Source organism: Alteromonas gracilis, from assembly GCF_002993325.1.
Lineage (GTDB): Bacteria > Pseudomonadota > Gammaproteobacteria > Enterobacterales > Alteromonadaceae > Alteromonas > Alteromonas gracilis.
The window spans coordinates 67,955-93,951 of record NZ_PVNO01000027.1 but is presented as its reverse complement, the minus strand read 5'-3'; the positions used below and the strand labels follow the sequence as shown (position 1 = coordinate 93,951).

General features: G+C 43.9%; 24 protein-coding genes. 9 read left to right on the top strand and 15 right to left on the bottom strand.

The window, feature by feature from the left end; all coding sequences use genetic code 11:
• Positions 1–102 precede the first annotated feature (102 nt).
• Together C6Y39_RS13770 and cspE are read right to left on the bottom strand one after the other, a co-directional pair.
• Entirely contained in the window at positions 103–282 is a 180-nt protein-coding gene (locus C6Y39_RS13770; RefSeq protein WP_105931830.1) for a hypothetical protein, read from the bottom strand.
• A 139-nt stretch (positions 283–421) separates the two neighbouring features.
• Positions 422–634, bottom strand: a complete 213-nt coding sequence (gene cspE / locus C6Y39_RS13765) for a transcription antiterminator/RNA stability regulator CspE (protein WP_105932040.1) — start codon at positions 632–634, stop codon at positions 422–424.
• A gap of 489 nt (positions 635–1,123) precedes the next feature.
• Here cspE and gloA point away from each other — a divergent pair, with 489 nt between their 5' ends.
• Positions 1,124–1,525, top strand: coding sequence for a lactoylglutathione lyase (gloA, locus tag C6Y39_RS13760; protein ID WP_105931829.1), 402 nt, complete (start codon positions 1,124–1,126; stop codon positions 1,523–1,525).
• 62 nt (positions 1,526–1,587) lie between these two features.
• The gene (glpQ, locus tag C6Y39_RS13755; RefSeq protein WP_105931828.1) at positions 1,588–2,700 is read left to right on the top strand and encodes a glycerophosphodiester phosphodiesterase; all 1,113 of its coding nucleotides are present in this window, start codon (positions 1,588–1,590) and stop codon (positions 2,698–2,700) included.
• Positions 2,701–2,763: 63 nt separating this feature from the next.
• Here glpQ and C6Y39_RS13750 read toward each other — a convergent pair whose 3' ends face one another.
• Complete coding sequence (locus tag C6Y39_RS13750; protein WP_105931827.1) at positions 2,764–3,636, bottom strand: flagellar protein MotY; 873 nt, start codon at positions 3,634–3,636, stop codon at positions 2,764–2,766.
• A 385-nt stretch (positions 3,637–4,021) separates the two neighbouring features.
• Between C6Y39_RS13750 and rnt the strand changes: the two genes are divergently transcribed.
• On the top strand, positions 4,022–4,657 hold the full coding sequence (gene rnt, locus C6Y39_RS13745; RefSeq protein ID WP_105931826.1) for a ribonuclease T: 636 nt from the start codon (positions 4,022–4,024) through the stop codon (positions 4,655–4,657).
• 119 nt (positions 4,658–4,776) lie between these two features.
• Here the strand turns inward: rnt and C6Y39_RS13740 are convergent, their stop codons facing one another.
• Positions 4,777–5,382, bottom strand: coding sequence for a peroxiredoxin (locus tag C6Y39_RS13740; RefSeq protein WP_105931825.1), 606 nt, complete (start codon positions 5,380–5,382; stop codon positions 4,777–4,779).
• Between the two features lie 275 nt (positions 5,383–5,657).
• Here C6Y39_RS13740 and C6Y39_RS13735 point away from each other — a divergent pair, with 275 nt between their 5' ends.
• Positions 5,658–5,852, top strand: coding sequence for a bacterioferritin-associated ferredoxin (locus tag C6Y39_RS13735; protein ID WP_105931824.1), 195 nt, complete (start codon positions 5,658–5,660; stop codon positions 5,850–5,852).
• Positions 5,853–6,030: 178 nt separating this feature from the next.
• Here the strand turns inward: C6Y39_RS13735 and C6Y39_RS13730 are convergent, their stop codons facing one another.
• The 5 genes from C6Y39_RS13730 to C6Y39_RS13710 all read right to left on the bottom strand — a co-directional run bounded on the left by C6Y39_RS13730 (position 6,031) and on the right by C6Y39_RS13710 (position 14,215).
• Complete coding sequence (locus tag C6Y39_RS13730; RefSeq protein WP_105931823.1) at positions 6,031–8,985, bottom strand: TonB-dependent receptor; 2,955 nt, start codon at positions 8,983–8,985, stop codon at positions 6,031–6,033.
• Positions 8,986–9,183: 198 nt separating this feature from the next.
• Entirely contained in the window at positions 9,184–10,239 is a 1,056-nt protein-coding gene (locus tag C6Y39_RS13725) for a FecR family protein (RefSeq protein WP_105931822.1), read from the bottom strand.
• Position 10,240: 1 nt separating this feature from the next.
• Positions 10,241–10,801 (bottom strand): RNA polymerase sigma factor, encoded by a 561-nt coding sequence (locus C6Y39_RS13720; RefSeq protein ID WP_420808493.1) that lies wholly within the window; start codon positions 10,799–10,801, stop codon positions 10,241–10,243.
• Positions 10,802–10,960: 159 nt separating this feature from the next.
• A complete protein-coding gene (locus C6Y39_RS13715) occupies positions 10,961–13,531 on the bottom strand; it encodes a TonB-dependent receptor plug domain-containing protein (protein WP_105931820.1) in 2,571 nt (856 codons plus the stop codon).
• A 333-nt stretch (positions 13,532–13,864) separates the two neighbouring features.
• On the bottom strand, positions 13,865–14,215 hold the full coding sequence (locus C6Y39_RS13710; protein ID WP_014948765.1) for a Grx4 family monothiol glutaredoxin: 351 nt from the start codon (positions 14,213–14,215) through the stop codon (positions 13,865–13,867).
• A 349-nt stretch (positions 14,216–14,564) separates the two neighbouring features.
• Here C6Y39_RS13710 and sodB point away from each other — a divergent pair, with 349 nt between their 5' ends.
• The 4 genes from sodB (at position 14,565) to C6Y39_RS13690 (ending at position 20,231) form a co-directional block, all read left to right on the top strand.
• Positions 14,565–15,146, top strand: a complete 582-nt coding sequence (gene sodB / locus C6Y39_RS13705) for a superoxide dismutase [Fe] (RefSeq protein WP_025254504.1) — start codon at positions 14,565–14,567, stop codon at positions 15,144–15,146.
• Positions 15,147–15,388: 242 nt separating this feature from the next.
• Positions 15,389–17,311: a PrkA family serine protein kinase gene (locus C6Y39_RS13700; protein ID WP_105931819.1), complete on the top strand. Its 1,923-nt coding sequence runs from the start codon at positions 15,389–15,391 to the stop codon at positions 17,309–17,311.
• Between the two features lie 84 nt (positions 17,312–17,395).
• Positions 17,396–18,682: a YeaH/YhbH family protein gene (locus tag C6Y39_RS13695; protein ID WP_105931818.1), complete on the top strand. Its 1,287-nt coding sequence runs from the start codon at positions 17,396–17,398 to the stop codon at positions 18,680–18,682.
• 1 nt (position 18,683) lies between these two features.
• A complete protein-coding gene (locus C6Y39_RS13690; RefSeq protein ID WP_105931817.1) occupies positions 18,684–20,231 on the top strand; it encodes a SpoVR family protein in 1,548 nt (515 codons plus the stop codon).
• 28 nt (positions 20,232–20,259) lie between these two features.
• Here the strand turns inward: C6Y39_RS13690 and C6Y39_RS13685 are convergent, their stop codons facing one another.
• The 3 genes from C6Y39_RS13685 to prmB form a co-directional block, all read right to left on the bottom strand.
• Complete coding sequence (locus tag C6Y39_RS13685; protein WP_105931816.1) at positions 20,260–21,489, bottom strand: MFS transporter; 1,230 nt, start codon at positions 21,487–21,489, stop codon at positions 20,260–20,262.
• A gap of 150 nt (positions 21,490–21,639) precedes the next feature.
• Positions 21,640–22,737: a chorismate synthase gene (gene aroC / locus C6Y39_RS13680; protein ID WP_105931815.1), complete on the bottom strand. Its 1,098-nt coding sequence runs from the start codon at positions 22,735–22,737 to the stop codon at positions 21,640–21,642.
• A gap of 9 nt (positions 22,738–22,746) precedes the next feature.
• Positions 22,747–23,682: a 50S ribosomal protein L3 N(5)-glutamine methyltransferase gene (prmB, locus tag C6Y39_RS13675; RefSeq protein WP_146128610.1), complete on the bottom strand. Its 936-nt coding sequence runs from the start codon at positions 23,680–23,682 to the stop codon at positions 22,747–22,749.
• Between the two features lie 152 nt (positions 23,683–23,834).
• Between prmB and smrB the strand changes: the two genes are divergently transcribed.
• The gene (smrB, locus tag C6Y39_RS13670; protein WP_105931813.1) at positions 23,835–24,473 is read left to right on the top strand and encodes an endonuclease SmrB; all 639 of its coding nucleotides are present in this window, start codon (positions 23,835–23,837) and stop codon (positions 24,471–24,473) included.
• A gap of 3 nt (positions 24,474–24,476) precedes the next feature.
• Here smrB and C6Y39_RS18980 read toward each other — a convergent pair whose 3' ends face one another.
• The 3 genes from C6Y39_RS18980 to C6Y39_RS13660 all read right to left on the bottom strand — a co-directional run bounded on the left by C6Y39_RS18980 (position 24,477) and on the right by C6Y39_RS13660 (position 25,770).
• On the bottom strand, positions 24,477–24,602 hold the full coding sequence (locus tag C6Y39_RS18980) for a hypothetical protein (RefSeq protein ID WP_268891112.1): 126 nt from the start codon (positions 24,600–24,602) through the stop codon (positions 24,477–24,479).
• 193 nt (positions 24,603–24,795) lie between these two features.
• The gene (locus C6Y39_RS13665; protein ID WP_105931812.1) at positions 24,796–25,209 is read right to left on the bottom strand and encodes a hypothetical protein; all 414 of its coding nucleotides are present in this window, start codon (positions 25,207–25,209) and stop codon (positions 24,796–24,798) included.
• Positions 25,210–25,311: 102 nt separating this feature from the next.
• Entirely contained in the window at positions 25,312–25,770 is a 459-nt protein-coding gene (locus C6Y39_RS13660; protein ID WP_105932039.1) for a hypothetical protein, read from the bottom strand.
• Positions 25,771–25,997: the final 227 nt, after the last annotated feature.

Sequence of the window (25,997 nt, the reverse complement as noted above, 5' to 3'; positions counted from 1 at the left end):
GTAATACGGTAATGATAAACGTAGCTTTTCATAACGACGTAAAGCTAATACCAAGCGCATTGGTGATTAATATTCGACCTAAGATTTGCCCAACCTGTGCCGTTATGACGCTTTTATCAATTCAGCAACAAATCGTCTGACTTCTTCACGTGAAGTGAGAACAACATGGCGATAGGTATTTGCTTCTTTAAAAGCAACAGTGGTTTTGTTTGTAGAGATATTTGAAATTAACGCTGAAGGTGTCGCGCTATTAAATGTAGATACAGAATGTTGGATTTGCATATTAAGAACTTCTTTATAAATGTAGTTTGTTTTGAATTCCTCGCAGGTTGTGTTAAGAAATTTTAAAACGGAAAGTAGGCTCTCTGCGCCTCGCTCAGCGAGTCAAAGAGCCCATATTTAGTAGATAAGCGTTAAGGTCTTATCGAACTACTACGTTAGCAGCCTGTGGACCTTTTTGACCTTGTTCAACTTCGAAGCTAACTTCTTGGCCTTCAGCAAGAGTTTTGAAACCGTCAGAAGTGATTGAACGGAAGTGTACGAATACGTCCTTGCCGCCAGCTTCAGGTGTTAGGAAACCGAAACCTTTTTCTTCGTTGAACCATTTAACTGTGCCGTTTACTGAATTAGACATAATAATAACCTTTTTTAAAAAATTGATGTTGTGGTGAAAATCACCGATAGCAATAGACATAACCAAGCTAGTAAAGCAGTTGTATATCTAAATAGAACTTCAATTTGAAGGAATAAAGAAAGGTACAGCGCAGTATTAGGTAAAGCATATAACATATCTAGAGCGAGACAGAAGGTACAGGTAAAACATCGTCATGTCCAATCATTTCGCGTTTATTTTTTAGTCGCGTGTTTTTATTAATGTATCTATGCAGCTTTTAAATGACTTTAATTCACCAACAAAAATTGTATAACTGTCTTAAAGGGTTAACATTTATTTATTAAAGTCACACTGCGTTGTGTTTTTTGCTCTGTTCTCAAACTAAATATCACTGTAAGCCCTTAATTGATATGCGGTGTTTTCGCTTGAATGGAGAGATATTAACTACGCAACAATCATGCAGTGCGCCGCGAGCCACTACTTTCGGTGTCGGCAATATAGGAATCTGTTATGCGAATGCTTCACACTATGCTTCGAGTTGAGAATTTAAAATCATCACTTCATTTTTATACCTCGCTAATGGGTATGCGCCTTCTTCGTCAATCAGAGAACAAGGAATACGAATATACCTTGGCATTTGTCGGCTATGGCGATGAATCTGACAGCACAGTGCTTGAGTTGACCTATAACTGGGGCGATAACACTTATGATAAGGGCGATGCCTATGGCCATATCGCTATTGAGGTGGACGATATCTATAGCTTTTGTGAAAACTTAGCGGCAAACGGCGCTGACGTTTACAGAAAGCCCGGCCCCGTAAAGGGCGGTACCACCGTGATAGCCTTTGTTCGCGACCCTGACGGCTATGCGATAGAACTTATACAAAACAAATCTATCTCGCTCGAGCACTGATATTAATGATTTAACTGAAGCCCAATAACTTAAAAGGCTTAGAAGAGAAAAGGCAAATAACAATGAACACATGGAGTAGTGCTACTGTGCAGTATAAAAAGTTAGTTTTTTCAAATAGTGTGAAAGGTAAGACTATACAGAAAAGTCTTTTACCTGCTTTGCTATTAGTGTGTTCAAGTATTTTCACATCAAGTGCGCCACTTGCGAACACTGATGAGGCAAACGCAACTAAGCCCTTCACGGTTATTGCACATCGCGGCGCATCAGGGTATTTACCAGAACATACACTTGAAGCTGCTACGCTCGCTTTCTCTTTGCGGCCCGACTTTATAGAACAAGATGTAGTCATTACCAAAGACGACATACCGGTTGTTTTACATGATATTCATCTAGAAACGGTTACCGATGTTGAAGACGTATTTCCCGCTCGACACCGTGCTGACGGAAGGTATTATGCACGGGATTTTACGCTGGCAGAATTGAGAGCACTAAGAGTACATGAACGTACAGGTGGCAACGGTACACCCGTATTTAAGGATAGATACCAAGGTAAATACGCGAATTTTAAGATTGCTACATTAACTGAGCATTTTGAGCTTATCAGCGAGCTTAATCGCCAGTTGGAAACAGCTGTTGGCGTGTATCCTGAAGTTAAATCTCCTGCTTTTCACCGCGACGAAGGCGTTGATGCGAGTAAGATTGTCATCGACACCCTCAATGCGTTCGGTTTCGGTGGGGAAAATAGCAACAGCTATATTCAATGTTTTGATTTTAAAGAAGTAAAACGTATTCGCGAAACATTGGGTTATAAAGGAAAAGTGGTAATGCTTATAGGCGAGAATAGCTGGGGCGAAAGTGACACCGACTATGATTGGGTTCGTTCTGAAGAAGGTATGAACGAAGTAGCATCTTATGCTGATGGTATAGGGCCATGGTTAGGCCACCTACTGAATAACAAAGCAATGGCACAGGGAAAGGTTGAAGCGGCAAAGTGGCTTGAGTTCGCTCACAAAAACGGGCTTACGATCCACCCTTACACTTATCGAAAAGACGCTTTGCCTGACGGCATGACAAGCGAGCAAGTACTAGACATGCTTGATAAGGTTGTAAATGCAGACGGTGTATTTACTGATCACTTAGTCCCTGTTTTGTCGTGGCGATCTACCAGGAAATAGAGGACGAAGTTTTTCCCCTCCATTTCTTATACTTTTGGTAAGTTGGTAATAGCCAACCAGCGCTTAAGATTTAGACAGACGCACTACCACGCGTCGGTTTTGCGCACGGCTTTCTCTCGTATCGTTTGGGGCGATGTGGCGCTTTTCGCCATGACCGGTAAGCTTAATTCTATCTTCAGGCACACCGAGCGTTGTGAGGTAACTTTTGACCTCATTAGCACGGCGTATAGAAAGCTGCTCATTGTTCCAACGGCCACCGTAACTGTCGGTATAACCATCAAGAAGCACCAGTTCTAGCTCGCTGTCCTCTTTTAAATACTCACCTATCATAGTAAGGCGCTTTTGTGAGTACTTAGTAAGCTCAGTGCTGTTGTTTTGATAAGACAGTACCGTATAGGCGATATCGTCGAAATTGAATGGCAGTAAATTAGATACACACTTAACGAATTCGCGATATACGCTGGAAAAATTACTTGCGTTCAGCGCTACACTGACTTGGTCGTGCTTATTGTACCAATCTTGATAATAGATGGTGGGCCAAAAACCTTTTTCTAGTTCAGATAGCATCGTCCATGCAGCGTCTCTAGGCAGATCACCATTATATTGTTTCCGAAGCGACATATCCGCAATAGGCTTAGGTGCAACGCCCGGCATCCACTTTGGTGGTACAGAATAAACAGCAGCCATATCAAATTTACTGGGCAGCAAATGCATATCCAGCTCAAATTCCATATTGAGCTGTTTTGATGCGGTGCTTGTGAACATGGCTTCACCATATCCTGGCAAATCATGATTAAGCGTACACTGTAAGCGTGTGTCGGTATCGATACGCCAGCTAGAGCTCTCTATTGTCGCAGAATACTGCCGCATGGCGGCTTGGGAAGAAAGTGAACTCACCATCCCAATCAACGCGATATATTTTAATTTCGAGACCATTTCGACACCATTACGAAAATCAAACTAAACCAGGTGCAGGCTGCATTTTTCATTACCTCACCTTTGAAAGCCATATTATCCACGCTGCTAAGTAAACCCAAACAAGCTCAATTTGCCTTAGTAAAAACTATCGCCATAGCAAATACGGCAGCGCGTAGTTCCACCTATAATGTGGTTATCGTCCAAAGTGTAGAAAAGTTTAGCGCCTAATACCATTCACTTTTCTCGTTTTAGCTACTAATCTCATCTTCATTTGATAGTCTTCAAATTGAAACTGGCAACTCAGTAACATCCTTGCGATAATTCACTATTCTCGTACGTTCTCATGTTGGTGCATATTTAAAGTCATCAACTTGTTTTTCTAATCTAGTCTACAAGAGTGTTTATGTCTGCTAACCCGCCCCTTCTTTCCCAGCGCTTTAGAGGTTATTTTCCCGTTGTCATCGACGTTGAAACAGCCGGATTTAATGCAGGTACCGACGCTCTGTTGGAACTAGCGGCGGTAACCGTCAAAATGGACGAAGACGGCATTCTGCACCCGGATCAAACCTTCCATTACCATATCGATCCTTTCGAGGGTGCGAATTTAGAGCCCGCAGCGTTAGAATTTAACGGCATCGATCCTAATTGTGCGTTAAGAGGCGCTATCGAAGAAAGTGAAGCGATGAAAGATCTCTGTAAAGGTATTCGCAAAGCGCAAAAAAATGCCGATTGTCAGCGGTCGGTTATTGTGGCTCATAACGCTACTTTCGATCAGAGCTTTGTCAATGCTGCGATAGAACGCTGTAATATTAAACGAACGCCATTTCACCCTTTCGTATCCTTTGATACAACAAGTCTTGCTGGCCTGGCACTAGGGCAAACTGTTCTGGTAAAAGCTTGCCGTGCTGCAGGCATTGAATTTGATCAAAACGAAGCGCACAGTGCACTGTATGACGCGCAAAAAACTACCGAATTATTTTGCTATATGGTGAATCGATATAAAGCATTGGGTGGCTGGCCTGTAGGAAGCGAAGATTAAACTACAAGGCCTAACCTTTCGATGATGAGCATGCTGCTTAAATGCAGATGTGTAAGTATGGTATGAAACAAGAACGGCGCCAATTGGCGCCGTTCTTTCAATGATTTTACGGGGTTAACTTATAACTTGTCAGCTTCTTCAGATAAATACTTAGCCACGCCTTCAGGTGACGCATCCATACCCGCTTTACCTTCGGTCCAACCCGCTGGGCAAACTTCACCATGCTCCTCATGGAACGCTAGTGCATCAACCATACGCAGCATTTCGTCTACGTTTCGGCCAAGCGGCAGGTCGTTTACTACTTGGTGACGTACCATACCTTGTTCATCGATAAGAAATGAACCGCGGAACGCTACACCGTCTTCTGGGTGCTCTACATCATAAGCTTGGCAAATATCATGTTTGACATCCGCCACCAAAGTATACTTAACAGGGCCGATACCACCTTGATTTACTGGAGTGTTTCTCCACGCGTTGTGTGAAAATTGAGAATCGATCGACACACCTATCACCTCAACACCGCGCTTTTTGAATTCGTCGAAACGTTTGTCAAACGCAATAAGCTCAGACGGGCAAACAAATGTGAAATCTAGTGGGTAGAAAAAGACGACTGCTTTTTTACCTTTTATAGCTTCGCTTAGCGTGAAAGTATCAACAATTTCACCGCTACCAAGCACTGCTGCCGCAGTAAAATCTGGCGCCGGGCGGCCAACTAATACACTCATAAGTCTCTCCATTTAAATGTGGATTGTAATAATAAAAATAATTACTTAACGTAATTATTTAAGATAACTATCTATGAGAGCAAAGGTAGGTACTATTATTCGAATAACAATACCCGATGCTGCTTTTTCTGACAGATCATACCAATCAGAGAGCAAAAACCTTTTTGCATAGTTCAAACAGCAATCAATTTCACTGCATTAAATTTTAAATATCTGCTTGCCAAATTCATGAATAGCAATTATTATCATTTACAGATTCATTTGGAGTACGTTTAATGTTTGTTTGTATGTGCTATGGGGTAACTGATAAGAGCATTCGCGCGGCGGTTGAAGAAAACGGCGTGGGAAATATGCGTGAGTTACGTCAACATTTAGAGCTTGGCTCTCAATGCGGTAAGTGCATTAATATGGCACAACAAATTATTGATCAGACGATTGTCGATGAAACCTTATTTAAAAACGTGGGCTAGGAACGTTTATTAAGCCCACTTCACGTTATTCCTTCTGCCCCTTTGTTCTTTCATCTCTATCACAACGCCTCCTACTTTCCGCAGCATTAATGCCGCGAAGAACACGAAAGGCCTCACTTGATTATCCCTTCTATAACACCATCCAAAGCAGTGATTTGAAAATACAACTGTCGGATTATCACTTGAAAGTATATTCAAGCCCTGCGTAATAGAAAGCACCATTAATGCCACTTGGAGATGTAGGTGGGTAAAGCGCCCCAACCTCTCCTTGAAATGGGTTTTCTTCAGGAAGCGTGTCGAAGAGGTTTTGCGCTCCAACGGTAAGCACAGTGTGCGGTAGTACTTGCCAAGAGAGCTGAGCATCAAACGTGGTTAGCGCACTGCCAAAGATATCCATACCCGCTGAGGCATCAAGATGGTCCTCATAAAATTTGCCGTAATAATTTAAACGCCACGTAAAAGCCCAATTACCTTTTGATTGCTCGAGAGTGAGACTGCCTCGGTGCCCCGGCAGGTTATCTTCTAACATTTTAACTCGGGCCTGGGTTAGATTTGGTAAAAGTTGTATTTCGCCATTGACTAGAGCTGGGTAGCGAGTAACCCGTTCCACCTGCGTGTCTGTCCAGTTATAAGCGAGCAGCAAAGAGTTTGACCAATCCTCATGAGAAAAGCTGTAATTTACAACGATATCGACACCTTGTGTCTTCGTATCAAAATCATTAGTAAAATATTTAGCTGCATTATATTTAGCAGCATCAGGGCGCCCCTTAGCGATGAGTGCAGTAATGTCCTCTTCGGTCAACGGTATAGCTGATGTGGTACTTATTCTATCCGCAAGACGAATATTAAAATAATCCAAAGTGGCAAAAAAGGTCTCACTTGCCTGCATAACCACCCCCAAACTGAAGTTAACCGACTCTTCGGGTGTCAGTGGCGTTGCACCGAGCTGGAGCGATATTAGGTCGGTAGGCGGTAGCGTCGCCTGGTCCTCCAACCCGTTTATTCCATAGGCAGTGGTAACATTGATTACATTGCTTTGACCCACCGTGGGTGCTTTAAACCCGGTATTAACCGACCCGCGTAATGCAAACAGATCGTTTAATTTATATCGAGTACTTACCTTGCCGTCGAACGTTGAACCAAAATCACTAAAGTGTTCAACGCGTGTTGCCATACCAAACTGCCATTCTTCTGTAACGAAAAACTCAACGTCTGCATACAGCGCCCAATTATTGCGACTCCAATGGCCTGCTGACTGCGGCTGATAACCTGGGAAGCCGTTTGACCCTATAGAAAATCCTTGATTCAAGCCCAGTGGAGGCTCTAATGCGTAGGGACCTGCAACATAAGACGCTTCGTCACCGGCTTTCTGAAAGTAGGTTTCTTTGCGCCATTCAACACCCAGGGCAATGCTGATTGGATCTTCAAAAATGGTTTGTATTAACTTGGTAAAGTCCAGATTAAACGTACGTTCCACCTGCGAAACGCCGCCAGGTGAGAAAGTTGTAGGTGTTTGAGGGCCCAATGACGGATTAACCGTATTTGAAATAGTGTACTCAATATCACTGTATCCAAGTGTGGCGCTTGCATCCATCGCCCAGCCATCGGGAAGTTCGTGCCTTATTCCCATAGCAACAGAGGCATCTGTAATCGTTCCGCCAAATTGGGGCGTAAACCCACCGGGAAACCACTCGTTAAAGGCAAAACAGTTTGCACCAAGGGCGGTTGAGTTATCTGCTATTCGTTGATAATCGGGATTTGATAAAACATTACTACCTGAAAGGGTAATAGAAGGGCACGTAATACCGTTCTCCAGCCCATCTAAATCCGCAACAATAAGACGACTTTCTCCAGTAGCAGAGTCCGTGCGGCTAAACACACCTTCACGAGTTTGTGGATTTCGAAAATAGAATCCACCATTAATCTCACGGCGTGCCGCGGTAGCAAAACTATACAATTTCGATGAAGAAGACAGGTCAAGACCAGCATTGAGTGCGAGCTTGATATCTTCGTTCACATCTAACGCCCCCCAAATTTGAGCAGGTGTTTGAATAAATGTATTACCTTGCTCTTGAAGATTTTGAGCATCAGTGCGTTGAACAGAACGAGATGTACCATTTTGCTGCCTATACTCCGCTGTGGCGTTGATAAAGCCTGTTTCTCCAATGCCAAAACCTTTATTCGCCTGAAATTGAAAAAGCTCGCCGTCACCTTCGCTGTATCCGCCAAGCTTCAAAGCGACACTGCCTCCTTCTCTTGCATCTTTCAAGACGAAGTTAATAACGCCAGCTATAGCATCTGAGCCATATTGAGCCGATGCCCCATCTCGCAGTACCTCTACTTGCTTCAGGGCATAAGCGGGTATAACTGAAATATCTGGCCCTTGTGCCCCATCAGATAAACCGCCACCTAGAAACGTGATAACCGCGGAGCGATGTCGTCGTTTTCCATTTAGAAGCAACAGCGTATGATCTGAAGACATACCTCTTAAGTTCGCAGGCCTCACTAAGCTGCTAGCATCATTTATTGGCTGGTCATTTACATTAAGAGATGGAACCATCACGCTCAACATAGAGAGCACGTCGGTATTACCTTGAGAATTTAGCGCGTCGGAGCCAATAACATCGAGAGGGACCGGCGAATCCACAGCACTTCTAGGCGAGTTTCTGGTACCAACGACAGCGATTTTTTCAAGTCCATTACTCTTTTCCTCAACCTCATTTTCGTTGTCTTCGCTTTGTTTTGGTTTCGCTAAAAGAGATGAACGCGAACGAATACTCAATACGCCGTTTTCATCACTGATAACGGCCAGCGCCGTTCCTTCAAGAAGTTGGGTCAAGGCTTCATCTAATGTAAACGTACCTTCCAAGGCATTCGTCTTTACTTTTCTTGCTAGATCGAAGGGAAACAACAACGTTGTATTGGCTTGTTTAGCAAGCTCAGTCAGCGCCTCATTGGCGTTTTGGGCAGGTATTGAAAATGTGATTGCATCAGAGGAAGACTGGGTTTCAGACGAAGTGGGCGAATCGCTAATATTTTGCGCAAACACCGTTTCCGTTGGCCAAAAAAGAATAAAAATACTTGGGACTAAACGCGCAGGTAAAAGTATGCTAGATATTAAGCGTTTGAGCATTTTATTTTGCGAACGACAGCAAGCCGAACACGCGAAAGCATGCAGCTTTTTTCTTTTATTTTTAGATTGCCTGCTTATTGCAAAATTGCCGTACTGCAAGATATTAAATCGATGTGCTTATTATTTTAATTATATTGTCACATTAAATAAAATGATGCCAATGAGTAATCATAGAAAGCACCCAGCTTTCAGAAATATTTAACTTTTCGCAGTGCTCAGTTCAATTGTTGTTTCAGTGACTCTTTGATAATTAATATTGAAACTGCTCTTTAGCGCAGAAAGTAAGCCATCTATATCGCCTACTTTGAAGTATCCAGCTACACGGCGTTTACGCAAACTATCGTCAGAAATGTGGAAGCGAACAGGTGTATAACGTCCAATTTCTGCCAACACGGCATCTAATGGCTCGCCTTTAAACACTATCATACCCTGCTGCCACGCTAAATCATCGTCAATATCATCTTGCGACATACTTTCGCGGGCTTCTACTTTACCTAACACAGTAGCTTTCTCTCCCGCAAACATCAGCAGACCTTCTTCCGAGACAGGGCGTTTTCCAAATAAAGATTCGTTTGATGATGATGACTTAAACCGGTCTTTAACCAATACTTTTCCATCAGTAACCACTAATTCAAATGCATTGTCGTCGACGTACTGCATATTAAAAGCCGTACCAACTGCTGTTACCGTATTATTACCCGCGGTAACCGAGAAGGGGCGCGTTTTATCGTGAGCGACTTCAAAGTGAGCTTCGCCTTTCAACAACACGATATTGCGCGCCGTTGATGTGAAGTCTATGGTTACTGTAGAGTTTGTATTCAGATGAAGCTGTGAACCGTCTGCCAGGGTAACGTTCTTCTGCTCCCCCACCCCTGTTTGCACTTTCTGGCTTACAGCGGCGAATTCAGGCGCGTTGTCTAACCATGTGCGCTGAACAATGACGCCAACAGCAATTGCCATGACTAAGAACGTGGCTGCAATGCCCCAAACTGCTGTTTTCGGAAGGCTGTGTTTTTTCAACGGTTGGCGGGCTGTCGGCTGAGGGAATAGCCCACTTAGTTCATTGAGCACCGACATATCGTCCCACAAACTTGCAGCATCTAATAATGCTTGGCGGTGGGCATTACTTTCAGATAGCCAATCGTCTAATACTTCTTTTTCGTCACTTTTTAACCCGCGGTCGAGACGGCTTATCCAAAGGCAAGCTTGCTCTTGGATATCTTCTTTGCTTGAAAACTGGCGAATATTGTTCATGTTAACTACTGCTTATGTCCTGAGTCGCGGTAGCAGTGGCACGGGGGGATCCACTGTCCTTTGAAAGCTCAGCTAAATATCTAGAGCACATCATTAAACCTTTGGCGACATGCTTCTCTACGGTGCTTTCACTTAGCCCCACAAGCTCTGCAATCTCTTTTTGTCGCATGCCATATACTTTTTTGAGTAAAAATACGCGTTTTACATCAGCTGACAGCGTGTCTGTCGCTCGGCAAAAATGAATAAAGCGCTCTTTACTTTCTACATTCTTTTCTAAACTGTGCCCAACAAGTTCGTAAGGCAACATATCCATATCGTCTAACTGCTGTTTGTTTTTATTTTCAGCTCTTGCAACATGGTTTAGCGCTAGGTTACGCGCTGTTTTGAGCATGTATGTACGCTCGTATTGTATTTCTTGTTTTAATTCTGCTTCGTAGCTCTTTATAAAAGCTTCTTGCACGATATCTTCAATGTCGTCGGCGCCAACAATAGAACCTACCGCGCGCATTAACTTAGAGCGGTATTTTAAAAAGGTTTCAGCTACTGTCGACTTTCTCGTCATAATAATAAATGTTGCGTGTTTCGATTTGCTTACATGGGCATCAATAATGCCTGTTTTTTGGTAAATTTTCACGTAAATGATGATAGAAGATAAAAGGGGAGCTAATGCTCCCCTTCACTTCGAAACATTTGTGAAAGTTGTTTTCGCTATAGCTAGCGATTAGAAAGAATAAACACCTCTTAGATAATAGAAGCCACCGTTAATACCGATTGGTGAAGTCGTTGGATACAACGAACCTGCAATACCGGCATACTGTGTATTCTCATCTGGGTATTCATCAAAGGCGTTTTTCGCGCCTACCGTTACAGTAAACTCTTCAGTGAAGTTATATGCCACCTCTAAGTCCACGGTAAATTCTGAACCTACTTTATCAATGGGAAGTGCAGAATCTAAGTGATCTTCGAAGATGCTACCGTAATAGTTTAAGCGCGCAAGGAAACGCCAGTCACCGTTAGTATGGTTCGCTGTCGCGCTATAACGCACTGCTGGAAGGTTATCTTCTAACATGCGAATACGCTCAGCTGAAATGTTGTCCGATGCACGGTCAACCTCTGTCGAAGTCCAGTTGTAGGCAAGTGAGAACTTAGTCTCGCCGCCCATCATCTCCATCGAGTAGTTCGCTACAACGTCTACACCTTCGGTAGTTGTATCGAAGTCGTTGGTGAAGAAACTGATCTCTTGGAAACTGGATGCATCGTTGATGCCTTGCGCAATAAGTGCTGCAATATCGTCTTCAGTTAACGCAATACCAGACGCTGTACTAATACGGTCAGTCAGTTCAATGTTGTAGTAATCAGCAGTAATGAAAAGACCATTTTCAAAGTCGGCTACTATACCAAACGTGATACTTTCTGATTCTTCAGGCGTTAACTGCTCGCCACCTTTAAGCTGCGATACTGGGTCTGTTGGCGGTAGCGTTGCACGGTCGATTAGCTGACCACCTGTACCGAATGCTGTTGTAACGTTACGCACGTTACTTTGACCAAGCGTAGGCGCCTTAAAGCCAGTTGAGAATGCACCACGGAACGCGATGTTCTCAAGCGCTTGCCAACGGAACGCAATTTTACCTTTTGTCGTATCGCCGAAGTCAGAGAAGTCTTCGTAACGAAGCGCACCGGCTAACATGAAGCTTTCAGTAATATAGGCTTCTGCGTCAATGTAAAGTGCAATGTTGTTGCGGGACACACGACCTTGGCTATTGGCCGCCAAGCCAGGGAAACCATTTGAGCCAATGCCAAAGCCTTGTGTCGCCAGCGGACCTATTTCATAAGAGGCTGTATCACCTGCAACGCTCTCATAACTCTCATTGCGATATTGGAAACCTGTCGCTACGAATAGCGGTTCGTACAAACCAACATCGAAAGGTTTAGTAAAGTCAATATCAAGGGTTTGTTCAGATTGTGTATAACGACCTGGGCTGAACGAGGTTGGCGTATCTGGACCTAAAGACGGGTTGATTGTATTGCTGATAGCAAAATCTACTTCGTTTTGGCCAAGGTTCAAACTCACGTCATAAGTAATGTCGTTATCCAACTCACCTTTGGTACCAAACACAAGAGACATGTCCGTTACCGTGCCGCCAAAGCGAGGTGTAAAGCCACCAGGAAGAATCTCGTTAAATGCGAAGCAGTCTGGATTATTTGCTACTTCACTAATGTAACGTGGATTAGTAAGTACGTTGTCGCCAACCACGATATCAGTTGGACAGTTACCTGACATGTCGCCAGTCAAATCACCTACAAGCAACAATTGTTCGCCGTCAGCATTTGTACCACCGTCGTTTACACCACCACGGTTGTGTGGGTTACGGAAATAGAAACCGCCTTCAACTTCACGTTCAGCGAAGTTACCAAACATATAAGCTTCTGAAGTAGCAGACAACTCAATACCAGCGTTAGCAAACAGTTTGATGTCGTGCTTAATTTCAGGTGAACCCCAAATTTGTGCAGGATCTGCAACGAAAGTGTTACCTGCTGCAACAAGTGCCGCTGCATCATCACGCTGAACGCTGCGAGAGGTATCATCAGCTGTACGGTATTCAGCTGATAGGTTAAGGAAACCATTTTCTGAAAGTGGCAAACCGACATTACCAGACAACTGGATCATGTCGCCGTCGCCTTCATAGTAAGAACCGTAACGGGCTTCAAACGTTCCACCTTCAGATGCATCGCTAAGTACGAAGTTAATTACACCTGCAATGGCGTCTGAACCGTATTGTGCTGCCGCACCATCACGAAGTACTTCTACCTGCTTCAGGGCTGCCGCTGGAATAACAGAAATATCTGGGCCTTGTGCACCGTCAGAAAGACCGCCGCCAAGGAAGGTAATGACTGCAGAGCGGTGACGACGCTTACCGTTAACTAAAACAAGCGTATGGTCTGACGCCATACCGCGAAGGTTAGCTGGACGAACAAGCGTTGATGCATCGTTAATTGGCTGGTCGTTCACGTTGAAAGACGGAACAACAGTTTGCATCATAGATACCATATCTGTGGCACCCTGCTGCTTGAATTCTTCGTCGGAGATAATATCAATTGGAACGGCGGAGTCAGCTACTGAGCGAGGAGCTGCGCGTGAACCAACAACGGCAATTTGCTCGAAATCTTCAGCTTTCGCACTTTCTTCTGCTTCTTGCGCATAAACTGGTGCAGTAGCCATTACTGAAAACGCAGCAGATGCAGCTAGAACGCCCCGTACGTTTCTGGTCAATAAAGACAAGGTTGTATTCATGGTGGTTTCCCGGATTTTCTCAAAAGCACTTTGTGTGTTTTGCACACATCAAAAAAGTGTTCAGAGTGGTTGTTGTTTTATACCTTCAACACTGACTCATTAGCGGTCAGATGACTGTGTTATAGAACGCAAGATTTTAAAAAACAAACCTTTTTCGATGAAATAAAAATATTTTTTTAGACCGTAGAGGATTTGGCTTTCTGGCCTGTCTATATAGATTTCGTGGGGATAAAAGTACGTAGTTATTGGCGGATATTAATGAAAAAAGCCAGCTATAAGCCGGCTTTTTAATCTATTTTTATGATTGTAAAAATAGGGGATTTAAGACAACGATTATTCTGCTTCTTTGTACTTAGCAGCAGTTTCTTTGATAAGCGGCTGTAGTTCGTTTTGCTGGAACATTTCAATAATAATGTCGCAACCACCCACTAACTCACCCTCTACCCACAACTGTGGGAAAGTTGGCCAGTTCGCATACTTTGGCAGTTCAGCGCGGATATCTGGGTTTTGTAGAATATCGACATACGCAAATGGTTCGCCACATGACATCAACGCTTGCGATGCTTGTGAAGAAAAGCCACAGCTAGGCAGTTTTGGTGAACCTTTCATGTACAACAAAATTGGGTTTTCTTCGATTTGCTGCTTGATTCTATCCAGCGTTGATTGATTTTCAGTATTATCCATTTGATTCCTCTGAGCACAAAAGTGTATTCCCAGTTAAGTGGGAATGCATGAATGATTTATCAAGGTGGAGGGTATCATATTTTTAGCGTTAATTACTCATCACCATATTGATCTTTTCACTGCCTGTAATGCTATCTACCAGTACACCGAATCATTATCTTCGATGATAAACATTGGTTTTTAAAAAATTTCACAATTTTGTCATTGAGTTATAGGACTTTATCCCCACATTTGGGATATGCTTTATCATCTAAAGTGATATAGACAACCAAGGGTTGATTGGCACTTATTGAACAGGCGAAGATAAGTGTGCTTTAGACTAAAATACTAAACCAACATGGAGACCGTCATGGCTTTTGAATTACCAGCATTACCATACGAACAAAATGCACTAGAACCGCATATTTCTGCTGAAACGCTTGAATATCACTATGGCAAGCACCACGCTACTTATGTAACTAAGCTTAACGGCCTAGTTGAAGGTACTGATATGGAAAACAAAAGCCTAGAAGAAATCATCAAATCTTCTGAAGGCGGTGTTTTCAATAACGCAGCACAAGTTTGGAACCACACGTTCTACTGGCACTGCCTTAGCCCAAATGGCGGCGGCGAGCCTACTGGCGCACTAGCTGATGCGATTAACGCAAAATGGGGCTCATTTGCAGATTTCCAAGCAGCGTTTAACGACAAAGCAGTGAACAACTTCGGCTCAAGCTGGACATGGCTTGTTAAAACTGCAGACGGCAGCCTAGATATCGTTAACACTAGCAATGCAGAAACGCCAATTTCTGGTGACGACCTTACACCAGTACTAACAGTCGACCTTTGGGAACACGCTTACTATATCGATTACCGTAACGCGCGTCCTAAGTACCTAGAAAACTTCTGGGCACTGGTTAACTGGGAATTCGCAAGCAAAAACTTCGCGTAAGCCAAATGCCTTAATGTGGAACACATTTAGTTCTGCATAGCGTTAATAAATTTGAATGAAAAGCCCCGCTCACGAGCGGGGCTTTTATTTATGTGAAATTGTTCGTTAAGAGACACTAAATTCTTATTAAAGTTGCATTTTCCTTTAGACCAATAGATTAAAAACTATACACAATAATTACTATCCTTTTCCCAAATACGTACTAAGCTGAAATTACGGGGTTCCGTATTTAAGGGGTATTCATGGGTATTTTTGAACACTATCAAAGTCGCTATGAAGAGCGAAAACAGGAAGAGTTCACCATTGGGGAGTTCCTTGAAATCTGTAAGGAAGATCAAAGCGCTTATGCAAACGCTGCAGAACGTTTGCTACAAGCTATTGGTGAGCCAGAACTAATCGACACTGCCAACGACCCGGCGCTCAGCCGCATATTCTCAAACCGCGTTATTTCTCGATATCCAGCTTTTTCAGAATTCTACGGTATGGAAGAAGCAATAGAGCAAATCGTTTCTTATCTTAAGCATGCCGCACAAGGGCTCGAAGAGAAGAAACAAATTCTTTATTTACTTGGCCCTGTGGGCGGCGGTAAGTCCTCGCTAGCAGAGCGTCTTAAAGAGCTGATGCAGCACGTACCTATCTATATGCTTAAAGGGTCTCCAGTCAACGACCACCCTTTCTGTCTATTTGATGTTAAAGAAGACGGTGACATCTTAGAGAAAGAATATGGCATTCCTAAGCGCTATTTAAAAACCATAATGTCGCCATGGGCTCGCAAGCGCCTACATGAATTTAACGGCGATATTACTCAGTTCAGAGTTGTTCGGGTTTACCCTTCGGTGCTAGACCAAGTGGGTATAGCGAAAACAGAACCCGGTGATGAGAACAACCAGGATATTTCAGCGTTAGTGGGTAAAGTAGACATTCGTCGGTTAGAGCAATATGCACAAAACGACCCTGACGCTTACAGTTATTCTGGCTCGTTGTGTAAAGCCAATCAGGGGTTAATGGAATTTGTGGAAATGTTTAAAGCGCCCATTAAGGTGCTGCACCCACTGTTAACCGCCACACAAGAAGGCAACTATAACCCGACAGAGGGCTTCTCTGCCCTTCCTTTCGACGGTCTAATTTTGGCCCACTCCAATGAATCTGAGTGGCAGACCTTTAGAAACAATAAAAACAATGAAGCCTTCCTAGACCGAGTCTACATTGTAAAAGTGCCTTATTGTTTACGAGTTAGTGAAGAGATTCGCATATACAAGAAGCTGTTGGATAGTAGTGAGCTTAACGGTGCACCTTGTGCCCCAGACACTTTAGAATGCTTAGCTCAATTTACCGTGTTATCTCGTTTAAAAGAGCCTGAAAATTCCAGCTTGTTTTCCAAAATGCGAGTCTATGACGGTGAAAGCTTAAAAGACACTGACCCGAAAGCTAAGTCATATCAGGAATACCGCGATTACGCGGGTGTCGACGAGGGTATGGAAGGGTTATCTACTCGATTTGCATTTAAGATCCTCTCTCGTGTTTTTAACTTCGACCATCAAGAAGTGGCGGCAAACCCGGTTCATTTGTTCTATGTATTGGAGCGTCAAATTGAACGTGAGCAATTCCCACAAGAAACCGCAGATAAGTATCTGGAGTTCTTAAAAGGTTTCTTAATTCCACGCTACGTAGAGTTCATCGGAAAAGAAATTCAAACTGCATATTTAGAATCTTACTCTGAGTATGGACAAAATTTATTCGATCGCTACGTAACCTATGCTGACTTCTGGATCCAAGACCAAGAGTATCGCGACCCAGAAACCGGGCAGCTGTTTGACAGAGCATCTCTCAATGCAGAGTTAGAAAAAACGGAGAAGCCTGCCGGAATCAGTAACCCGAAAGACTTCCGTAACGAAATCGTTAACTTTGTTTTGAGGGCTCGTGCAAATAACAGCGGTAAAAACCCAGCGTGGACTAGCTATGAAAAACTGCGCACCGTGATTGAGAAGAAAATGTTCTCTAACACGGAAGACTTGCTGCCGGTTATCTCTTTCAACACCAAAGGCTCTGCAGACGAGCAGAAAAAGCACGACGACTTTGTAAACCGCATGACCGAAAAAGGCTATACGCAGAAACAAGTTCGACTGCTATGTGAATGGTACTTGCGCGTACGTAAAGCATCATAGGGCTTGAACTACGTGGTTTTAAAGCGTGCACTGGCACGCTTTAAAACGGGTATTTGACGTTCACAACAAAGTAAGCAGGTGTGTATGGCGCATTTTATTGACCGAAGGTTAAACAGCAAAGGTAAGAGCACGGTAAACCGCCAACGCTTTATCAAGCGCTATAAACAGCAGATAAAGCGCGCGGTTTCTGATGCGGTAGGCAAACGCTCGGTAACCGACTTAGATTCTGGCGAACAAATTAGCATTCCCGCCAGAGATATTTCTGAACCTATTTTTCATACAGGTCGAGGTGGCAGTAGAGACATTGTGCACCCCGGCAATGATCAATTCTTAGCGGGTGACAAAATTGACCGGCCACCCGGTGGCGGTGGTCAGGGTGCAGGTGAAGGCGATGCAAGCAATGAAGGCGAAGGTCAGGATGAGTTTGTTTTTTCAATATCCAAAGACGAATATTTAGACTTACTGTTTGAAGATTTAGCGTTACCTAACTTAAAGAAAAATCAGTTTGATAAAGTTACACAATTTGAAACTTATCGCGCTGGTTATCAAACCGACGGCGTGCCGAGTAATTTAGATATTATTCGTTCGCTAAAAGGCTCCGTTGCAAGGCGCATTGCCCTTAGCGGCAGTGATAGAAAGAAACTCAGAGAGCTTGAAGAAAAGCTTGCACTGTTTGTGGAGGACAAACACGAGAATACGTTTGCAATAAATGCATTAAAAGAAGAAATCGAAACACTTAAAGCGAAAATTGCAAGGGTGCCTTTTATCGACACCTTCGATTTGCGTTTTAAAAATTATGACAGACGCCCTCTTCCCTCGAGTAAAGCCGTAATGTTCTGTCTAATGGATGTGTCAGGCTCAATGGATCAGGCCACCAAAGACATGGCTAAACGATTTTATATCTTGCTATATCTGTTTTTAACGCGCACCTACGAAAATGTAGAGGTGGTCTATATTCGCCACCATACTCAAGCCAAAGAAGTCGATGAGCAAGAGTTCTTCTATTCACAAGAAACGGGGGGCACCATCGTTTCGAGTGCTTTGAAATTGATGGACGAAGTGGTTCGCGAGCGCTACAGCGATGGAAATTGGAATATCTATGCTGCACAGGCATCAGATGGCGACAACTGGGCTGATGATTCACCGCAATGTCGCGACCTGCTAACAGCCAAGTTACTACCGGCGACCCGCTATTACGCTTATATCGAAATAACAGAAAGACAACACCAAAGTTTGTGGCGTGAATATGAGAAAGTTGCCGCCACTCACGATAATTTTGTATGTAAGCACATACAAACCCAGGCCGACATCTACCCTGTGTTCAGAGAGTTATTCAAACGCTCTGCACAAGATGCGCAGCAAGGAGCCTAATATGACAACCGATGCTATGGCAAAAGAAAACAGCAAGCCTGAATCATCAAAACGCCATTTATTAAGCGATGGGCCTGACTGGACATTTCCGCTTATTGAAAAATACGAACAGCACATCGATCGCATTGCGAAGAAATTTAAACTCGACACTTACCCTAACCAAATTGAGGTAATAACCGCAGAGCAAATGATGGATGCGTACGCTAGCATAGGCATGCCACTTAATTATACCCACTGGAGTTTTGGCAAAAAATTTATTCAAACTGAGCAGCAATATCGTCGTGGACAAATGGGTCTGGCTTACGAAATCGTTATTAATTCTGATCCCTGCATTGCATATCTAATGGAAGAAAACACCATTACGATGCAAGCACTGGTTATGGCACATGCCTGTTATGGCCACAATTCATTCTTTAAAGGGAACTACTTATTTAAAACCTGGACTGACGCCAGCTCGATTATCGATTATTTAGTTTTTGCCAAAAACTATATTGCAAAGTGCGAACAGAAATACGGCTATGAAGACGTAGAAAACATACTTGATTCCTGTCACGCGCTAATGAACTATGGCGTCGACCGCTACAAACGTCCACAGAAAATCTCGTTACAAGAAGAGAAAAACAGACAAGAAGAACGGGAAGCATACCTTCAGTCTCAGGTAAATGAACTATGGCGAACCCTCCCCGATAGTCCGCACAGCAAACACAAAGAAAAAATTCGGTTTCCACAAGAGCCCCAGGAAAACCTGCTTTATTTTATCGAGAAAAACGCACCGCTACTTGAACCTTGGCAGCGTGAAATTGTGCGTATTGTACGAAAAGTTTCCCAGTATTTTTATCCGCAGAAACAAACTCAAGTAATGAACGAGGGGTGGGCCTGCTTTTGGCACTATCATATTTTAAATCAGATGTATGATGAAGGTTTAGTAAGCGACCGCTTTATGATGGAGTTTTTGCACAGTCATTCAAGCGTAGTCATGCAACCAGAGTACAATAGTCCCTATTACTCCGGTATAAACCCGTATGCGTTAGGCTTTTCCATGTTTATGGACATTAAGCGGGTTTGCCAGTCGCCTACCGAGGAAGATTATAAGTATTTGCCAAGCATAGCCGGTAAGGACTGGTTGGAAACCGTGCATTTCGCTATGGAAAACTTTAAAGACGAAAGTTTTATCAGTCAGTTTTTGTCGCCCAAAGTCATTCGCGACTTCAAGTTATTCGCTCTCGAAGACGACACCAAAAAGCCTTTTATAGCAGTGAGTGCTATTCACGATGAAATGGGTTATCAAATTATCAAGGAGAAGCTATCTGCCCAATACAATTTGAGCAATTTGGAACCTAATATTCAGGTACACAATGTGGACGTAAGAGGCGATCGCTCGCTCACCCTTCGCTATATTCCTCAGCGGGGCATTCCCCTAGGGGATTCAAAAGATGAAGTCATGCGCCATCTGCACAGACTTTGGAAATTCGACGTACGCTTAGAGCAAGACAATGGCGATGACGGCGTTGAAGTGATAGCAGAGTGTAAGCGCCCACCGCAGGCGTAAGCCTGCGGTCAGCCCTCAAAACAAGATTTTAAGCCGCCTTTGCACTTTCCATCTCTTTTCGTGAACAAATTAACAATGACAGCGCGCCTATTGCAGCAAATACCGCAGCAGTGACGAACGTCTCATAGGCATTCGTTCCTTGCTGCCATTGCTGACCTGCCATATAGTTGCCAAAGGCGCCACCAAGGCCAAAGGCTACACTGATATAAACGGCTTGCCCCCGGCTGTGATACGCCTTAGGTAAAAACTGATGGATAAAGTGTACCGATACTGCATGGGTTAACCCAAAGCTTAGGGCATGAATAAGTTGGCTCAGCACGATAACCATAAAGAAATCAGCAAACGCCGCCATCACGTACCAACGTAGCCCTGTTAGCGCAATGCTCAAAAATAGTAGGTTCCATACGCCAAACTGACTGATAAGCCGGCGGGCGATAAGAAATATTCCTACCTCAGCCAATACACCCAGCGCGATAAAGATCCCAGTTTCCTGGCCGCTGTATTCAAGGTCGCGCATATAAAGTGCAAAAAAACCGTAATAGGCTCCAAAACTGATTTGCAAACATGCAGAAGCAAAGATAAACACCGCAAAAGGTTTTTGCTTTGCGAATTTCCAAATACTGCCCACCGCAGAACTCTCAGGCGCAGACTCTTTCGGTGCGCGTATAAATAAAGTACTGATGAATAAAAGCGCCAGCACAAAAATACTGGCATGTACGGGCGTGTCGGTAGAAAAAATATCCAGGGCCTTTCCAACACCTACCGTTAAGCAAATAAAACCAACGCTTCCCCACAACCTTATTTGCCCGTAGGTGGTATTAGTGTTCGCCACCGAGTTCATAGTGATAACTTCAAGTTGCGGCAGCACTGCCGTCCAAAACATCATCATTAAACCGAAGGCCAGGGTAAGTCCCCAGAAGCTGGTGAAATAGAGCACCGAACTGAACGTCAATGCGGTAAGGAAACAGCCCAAGCGCATAACACCAATAGCATTACCTGTTTTATCTGCTACGCCAGCCCACAGTCCCGGCCCTAGTATTCTCGCGAGGGTGATGACGGCAAAAAGCTCCCCAATCTCTGCTGAAGAAAAGCCCCGCCCATCAAGAAAGATTCCTAAATAGGGTACAAGTACACCAAGCTGCCCGAAATAAAGCCAGTAGGTGATAGCAAGAATAAAGAGTGCCGTTTTGCTACTTGCTGCGCAATTTACTGTGTTTGCCCCAGCGCTTTCAGTATTCTTTAGGCCGTTGTGTGACAATTCACATCTCCATATGCAAAAACGCCACTAGCACAAAACTGGCAGTGGCGAATGGTGAAAATAATTAGCGCAACACAAGGTTAATACTGCGCGTTCTTAATCCGTGTAACTGTTGCGGTATTAGCGTTGCTGCGATGATAGTAAAAGGCGCTATGCCTGACCCGCAATGGGTTTAGTGGTCGAGAGCACGCCTGCATTTTGCGCTCGGTGACGCAGCAAATGATCCATCAATACTATCGCCAGCATAGCTTCGGCAATTGGCACTGCGCGAATGCCAACGCATGGGTCGTGACGGCCTTTTGTGACAATATCAATTTCTTCATTGTCTTTATTAATGGTTTTGCCCGGAACAGAAATGCTCGAGGTAGGCTTGAGTGCCATATGCACTTCAATATCTTGGCCAGTAGAGATGCCGCCTAGTACGCCACCTGCGTGATTAGACGTAAAGCCTTCAGGGGTAAGCGTATCGCGGTGCTCGCTACCTTTTTGGTTAATAACATCAAAGCCGTCACCAATTTCCACGCCTTTTACCGCGTTAATGCCCATCATGGCGTGGGCAATTTCAGCGTCTAGCCTGTCAAATACAGGCTCGCCTAGGCCAACGGGTACGTTTTTCGCTACCACCGACACTTTAGCACCAATGCTGTCACCAGATTTTTTAAGGTCACGCATGTATTCATCAAGTGCTTCAAGCTTAGATTCATCTGGGCAAAAAAACGGATTGGTGTTGGTTACGCTGTGGTCAACCTTATCAACGGTGACAGGGCCCAGCTGAGACAGATAGCCCAACACCTCTATACCGTGCACTTCTTTTAAATACTTCTTAGCAATACCGCCAGCGGCTACGCGAATCGCTGTCTCGCGGGCTGACGAACGACCGCCCCCGCGATAATCTCGGCTACCGTATTTTTGATCGTAGGTATAGTCGGCATGCCCAGGACGAAAACGATCTTTGATATTACCGTAGTCTTGGCTTCGCTGATCTTTGTTTTTAATCAATAAGCCAATGCTTGTACCTGTAGTTTTACCTTCAAATACGCCAGATAGAATTTGTACTTCGTCATCTTCTCTTCGCGCCGTGGTGTAACGTGAAGTGCCCGGCTTACGTCTATCCAAATCAACTTGAAGGTCTTCTTCTGTAATCTCAAGTCCTGGAGGGCAACCGTCTACTACACCGCCTATCGCAATGCCGTGGCTTTCACCAAACGTGGTTACAGTGAAAAGTTTTCCGAAGCTGTTACCTGACATAATTAACTATTAATCCTTACTACTAAAATACTGTACTAATGTGTCTTTGCGTACCGCGAAAATACCTGATCCGCCATTTTCAAACTCTAGCCAAATGACTTCCAAACCCGGGAAACGCTCGCTCATGTGCACTTCGCTGTTCCCAACTTCAACAAATATCCAGCCGCCATCATTGAGGTATGTTGGTGCTTCTTTGAGCATGATATCAACTAGTTCTAGGCCATCTTCACCGGCGGCAAGGGCCAGCTCAGGTTCGTGGTGATACTCTTCTGGCAGGTCAGCCATGTCTTCTGCATCAACATAAGGCGGGTTCGATACGATAAGGTCGTACTTCTGCCCTTCTAAACTTGAAAACAAATCAGACTGAATGGGATAAACACGGTGGCTAAGACCATGCTCCTGAATATTGATATCGGCCACTTCCAGCGCATCTGTGCTGATATCTACCGCATCCACCTGCGCTTCTGGATACGCGTGAGCAAGCGCGATAGCAATACATGCTCCACCTGTGCACATGTCAAGAATACTAGTAGGCGCGGTCTCAACAAACGGGGCAAATTCATTTTGGATAAGTTCAGCGAACGGCGAACGAGGAATAAGCACTCGCTCGTCTACGTAGAATGGCATACCGCAGAACCAGGCTTCATTAGTAATATATGGCAATGGCATGCGCGTTTGTACACGCTTTAAAACAAGCTCAGCAATTTTCTCGCGCTCGCTTTTCGTCAAACGGGAATTTAAAACATTCTCACCCGCCTGCTCTAAAATCGGATGAGGTAAATGCAGTGCCTGCATTACAAGGCTAGTAGCTTCGTCCCACGCGTTGTCAGTACCATGCCCAAAGTACAAGGCCGCATCATTAAAACGGCTGGTTGCCCATCGTGTCATATCTAACAAGGTATGCAGATCTTCAATGGCTTCTTCAAGGTAGAACTTATCGGTCATGGCGTTTGGGTACATCAAAAATTTCAAAGCTGGTATCATACCCAAACTTCATACCGATTCACATAATTAACTACGTCCCGAATCTTTCTATTCGTTATAATTTAGGCGTTTTGTATTGTTTAACTCGAGTTTCTTGACCAAAGCTATTGCTGATGAAAACCTTTAAAAAAGAACTTAAAGCATTTAAGAAGCAGCTTTCTGAACCTAAACGCCAAACTAATCAGGCGAGGCAAAGAACAGCTAGCGATATAAATGCGGAAGAAGAAACCTTCTCATTTACCGATGCTATGCAGGGTGTAACGCCTTTATCACAAGATAAAATTGAGCCCGATAATCAAGTCGAGTTGTTTAAAAAGTCGCAGCAGGTAAAAGGTAAGCATTTAAAGCACAGTAAGCAATTAGCGGCGAGTTTCGACTTTTCCGATATGTATCAGGCGGCGCTGCCTCAAGAAGGTCCTATGCGTTTTTGCCAAGAGGGCGAATCTACACATATTTTAAAGCAGCTGCGTCGCGGAGATTACTCGCCAGAAATGACGTTGGATTTACACGGCCTTACCCGTGAAATGGCAAAAGCGGAACTAGCCGCACTTATTCATACGGCAAGAAAAGAACTAATAGACTGTGTTTGCGTAATGCACGGCTTTGGTCAGGGCGTACTAAAAGCCGCCCTACCCCATTACCTTGTTCAGCATCCGCACGTGCGTGCTTTTCATCAAGCTCCGCTAGAATATGGCGGGCAAGCAGCGCTTTTAGTGCTGGTCGATATCCCGCTTCAGAACAATAAGCGTTAACGCTTATTTATTCTCATCAGCGCTATTGTGCATAAAGAGATAGGTGTAATACATCATCATCGCTACAATAATACCTATACCTAATAGCGAGCCCCATACCACAGGATCTTTCATCATCGTCCACAACATAATTTGTCTCCTCTTCAACTACGTTAATAATAGAAGAGGCGCGGTCTAGATAATGTGATCTAGATCAAACCCTATTTCCAGCACTTCAACGGCGCGATAATTTGTTGATCTGAGTCAAAATGCTGTCGATGCTAGGTCTCTATTTTCCATTCAAAGTATTTAAAGCCTTGTCATAATGAGCGTGATTAAACGCTTAGTTATAACGATTGAATAAGTTCAGATCTCCCTCTCTACCAAGCAGTGCTTCTGCATTTCGGCAGAGTTTCTCCATCGACTCGCTAACTTGGATTTCAAAGTTGGGAGGAACTGCTCGCAGGCTATGTTGAAAAATTTTCGCGTTGACATGATTGGCAAGTAAAAGAAAACCGCGACATCCATAAGTTCGAAGAAAGGGAAGCCTGGAACAAAGTTGAGACGCCGCCGTATGGGTGATAGTTAAGCTTTCATCAGGAATAGAAAAAATGACCCATTCATCGAGCTTTTGTCCCGCTCGCGATATATTTTTAAACCATCCATCAACCGTTCTATCATCATAAACATTGCTTGGTATATCGAAAAGCACGTTATTCACATTGAAAAAACGATATTGATGCTGACTTCCTACCATGGCTACCTCCTGTTATGCCTATAGAATAGTTAAGGCAACCACCTTAACTAAGATCAATACTTTATGGCTTTATTAAATCCAGAAATAACTTATGTAAAGTCATTACTCTTTAACGCGGGCGCGTTGGTCTATTTTGCAGGCCTGCGTAGATATAAATAACTTATCGCTTAGCCATGCTTCCGCCTCTTCAGTAGCGTCGAAATATTTGTAAGGAAGCTGAGAAGACGCATAAACTCTCGACCAAAATATTTTCTGTAGCGCCTTCCCTTCAGATTCGTGTAACACAATCGCGGTAGCAATTAATCCGGTGGAGGTTGCCTTCGCCACAATGGCTTGACCTGAAATTGTCGCTTCCATCGGGGCTAACGCTAAACCATGTACGTTAACCAGACTCCCCCAACACGGTTGGTCAATTCTCTCTCTTTCGAGCCCGACTACCCCCTCATATTTTTGCATAAATTCAAGGTTGAACGGGCCTACAAGGTCAATAAATAATATGCCCTTGGCCTCTAGAAACTGCGCGCGAACTTCTCCATGCGCCTTAAATTTTTCTCTGTCCATACTTTCCTCCACTCGAAAAGTATAAGACACAGATAATTTTTTGCTTAATACTTTGACATTGAATACGGCCTTTTCGCAAAAATGTATTGCAAATCATTCTCATTTGCAATATCTTGTAAATGCCTGTTCGACGTGAGTTAAAAAAACGGTCTTGGCTTAGCGTCGCTGAGGGATAGACGCCCGTCTATCCCTCATTTTTTTCTAATCAAACTTGTTCTCTTACCTTT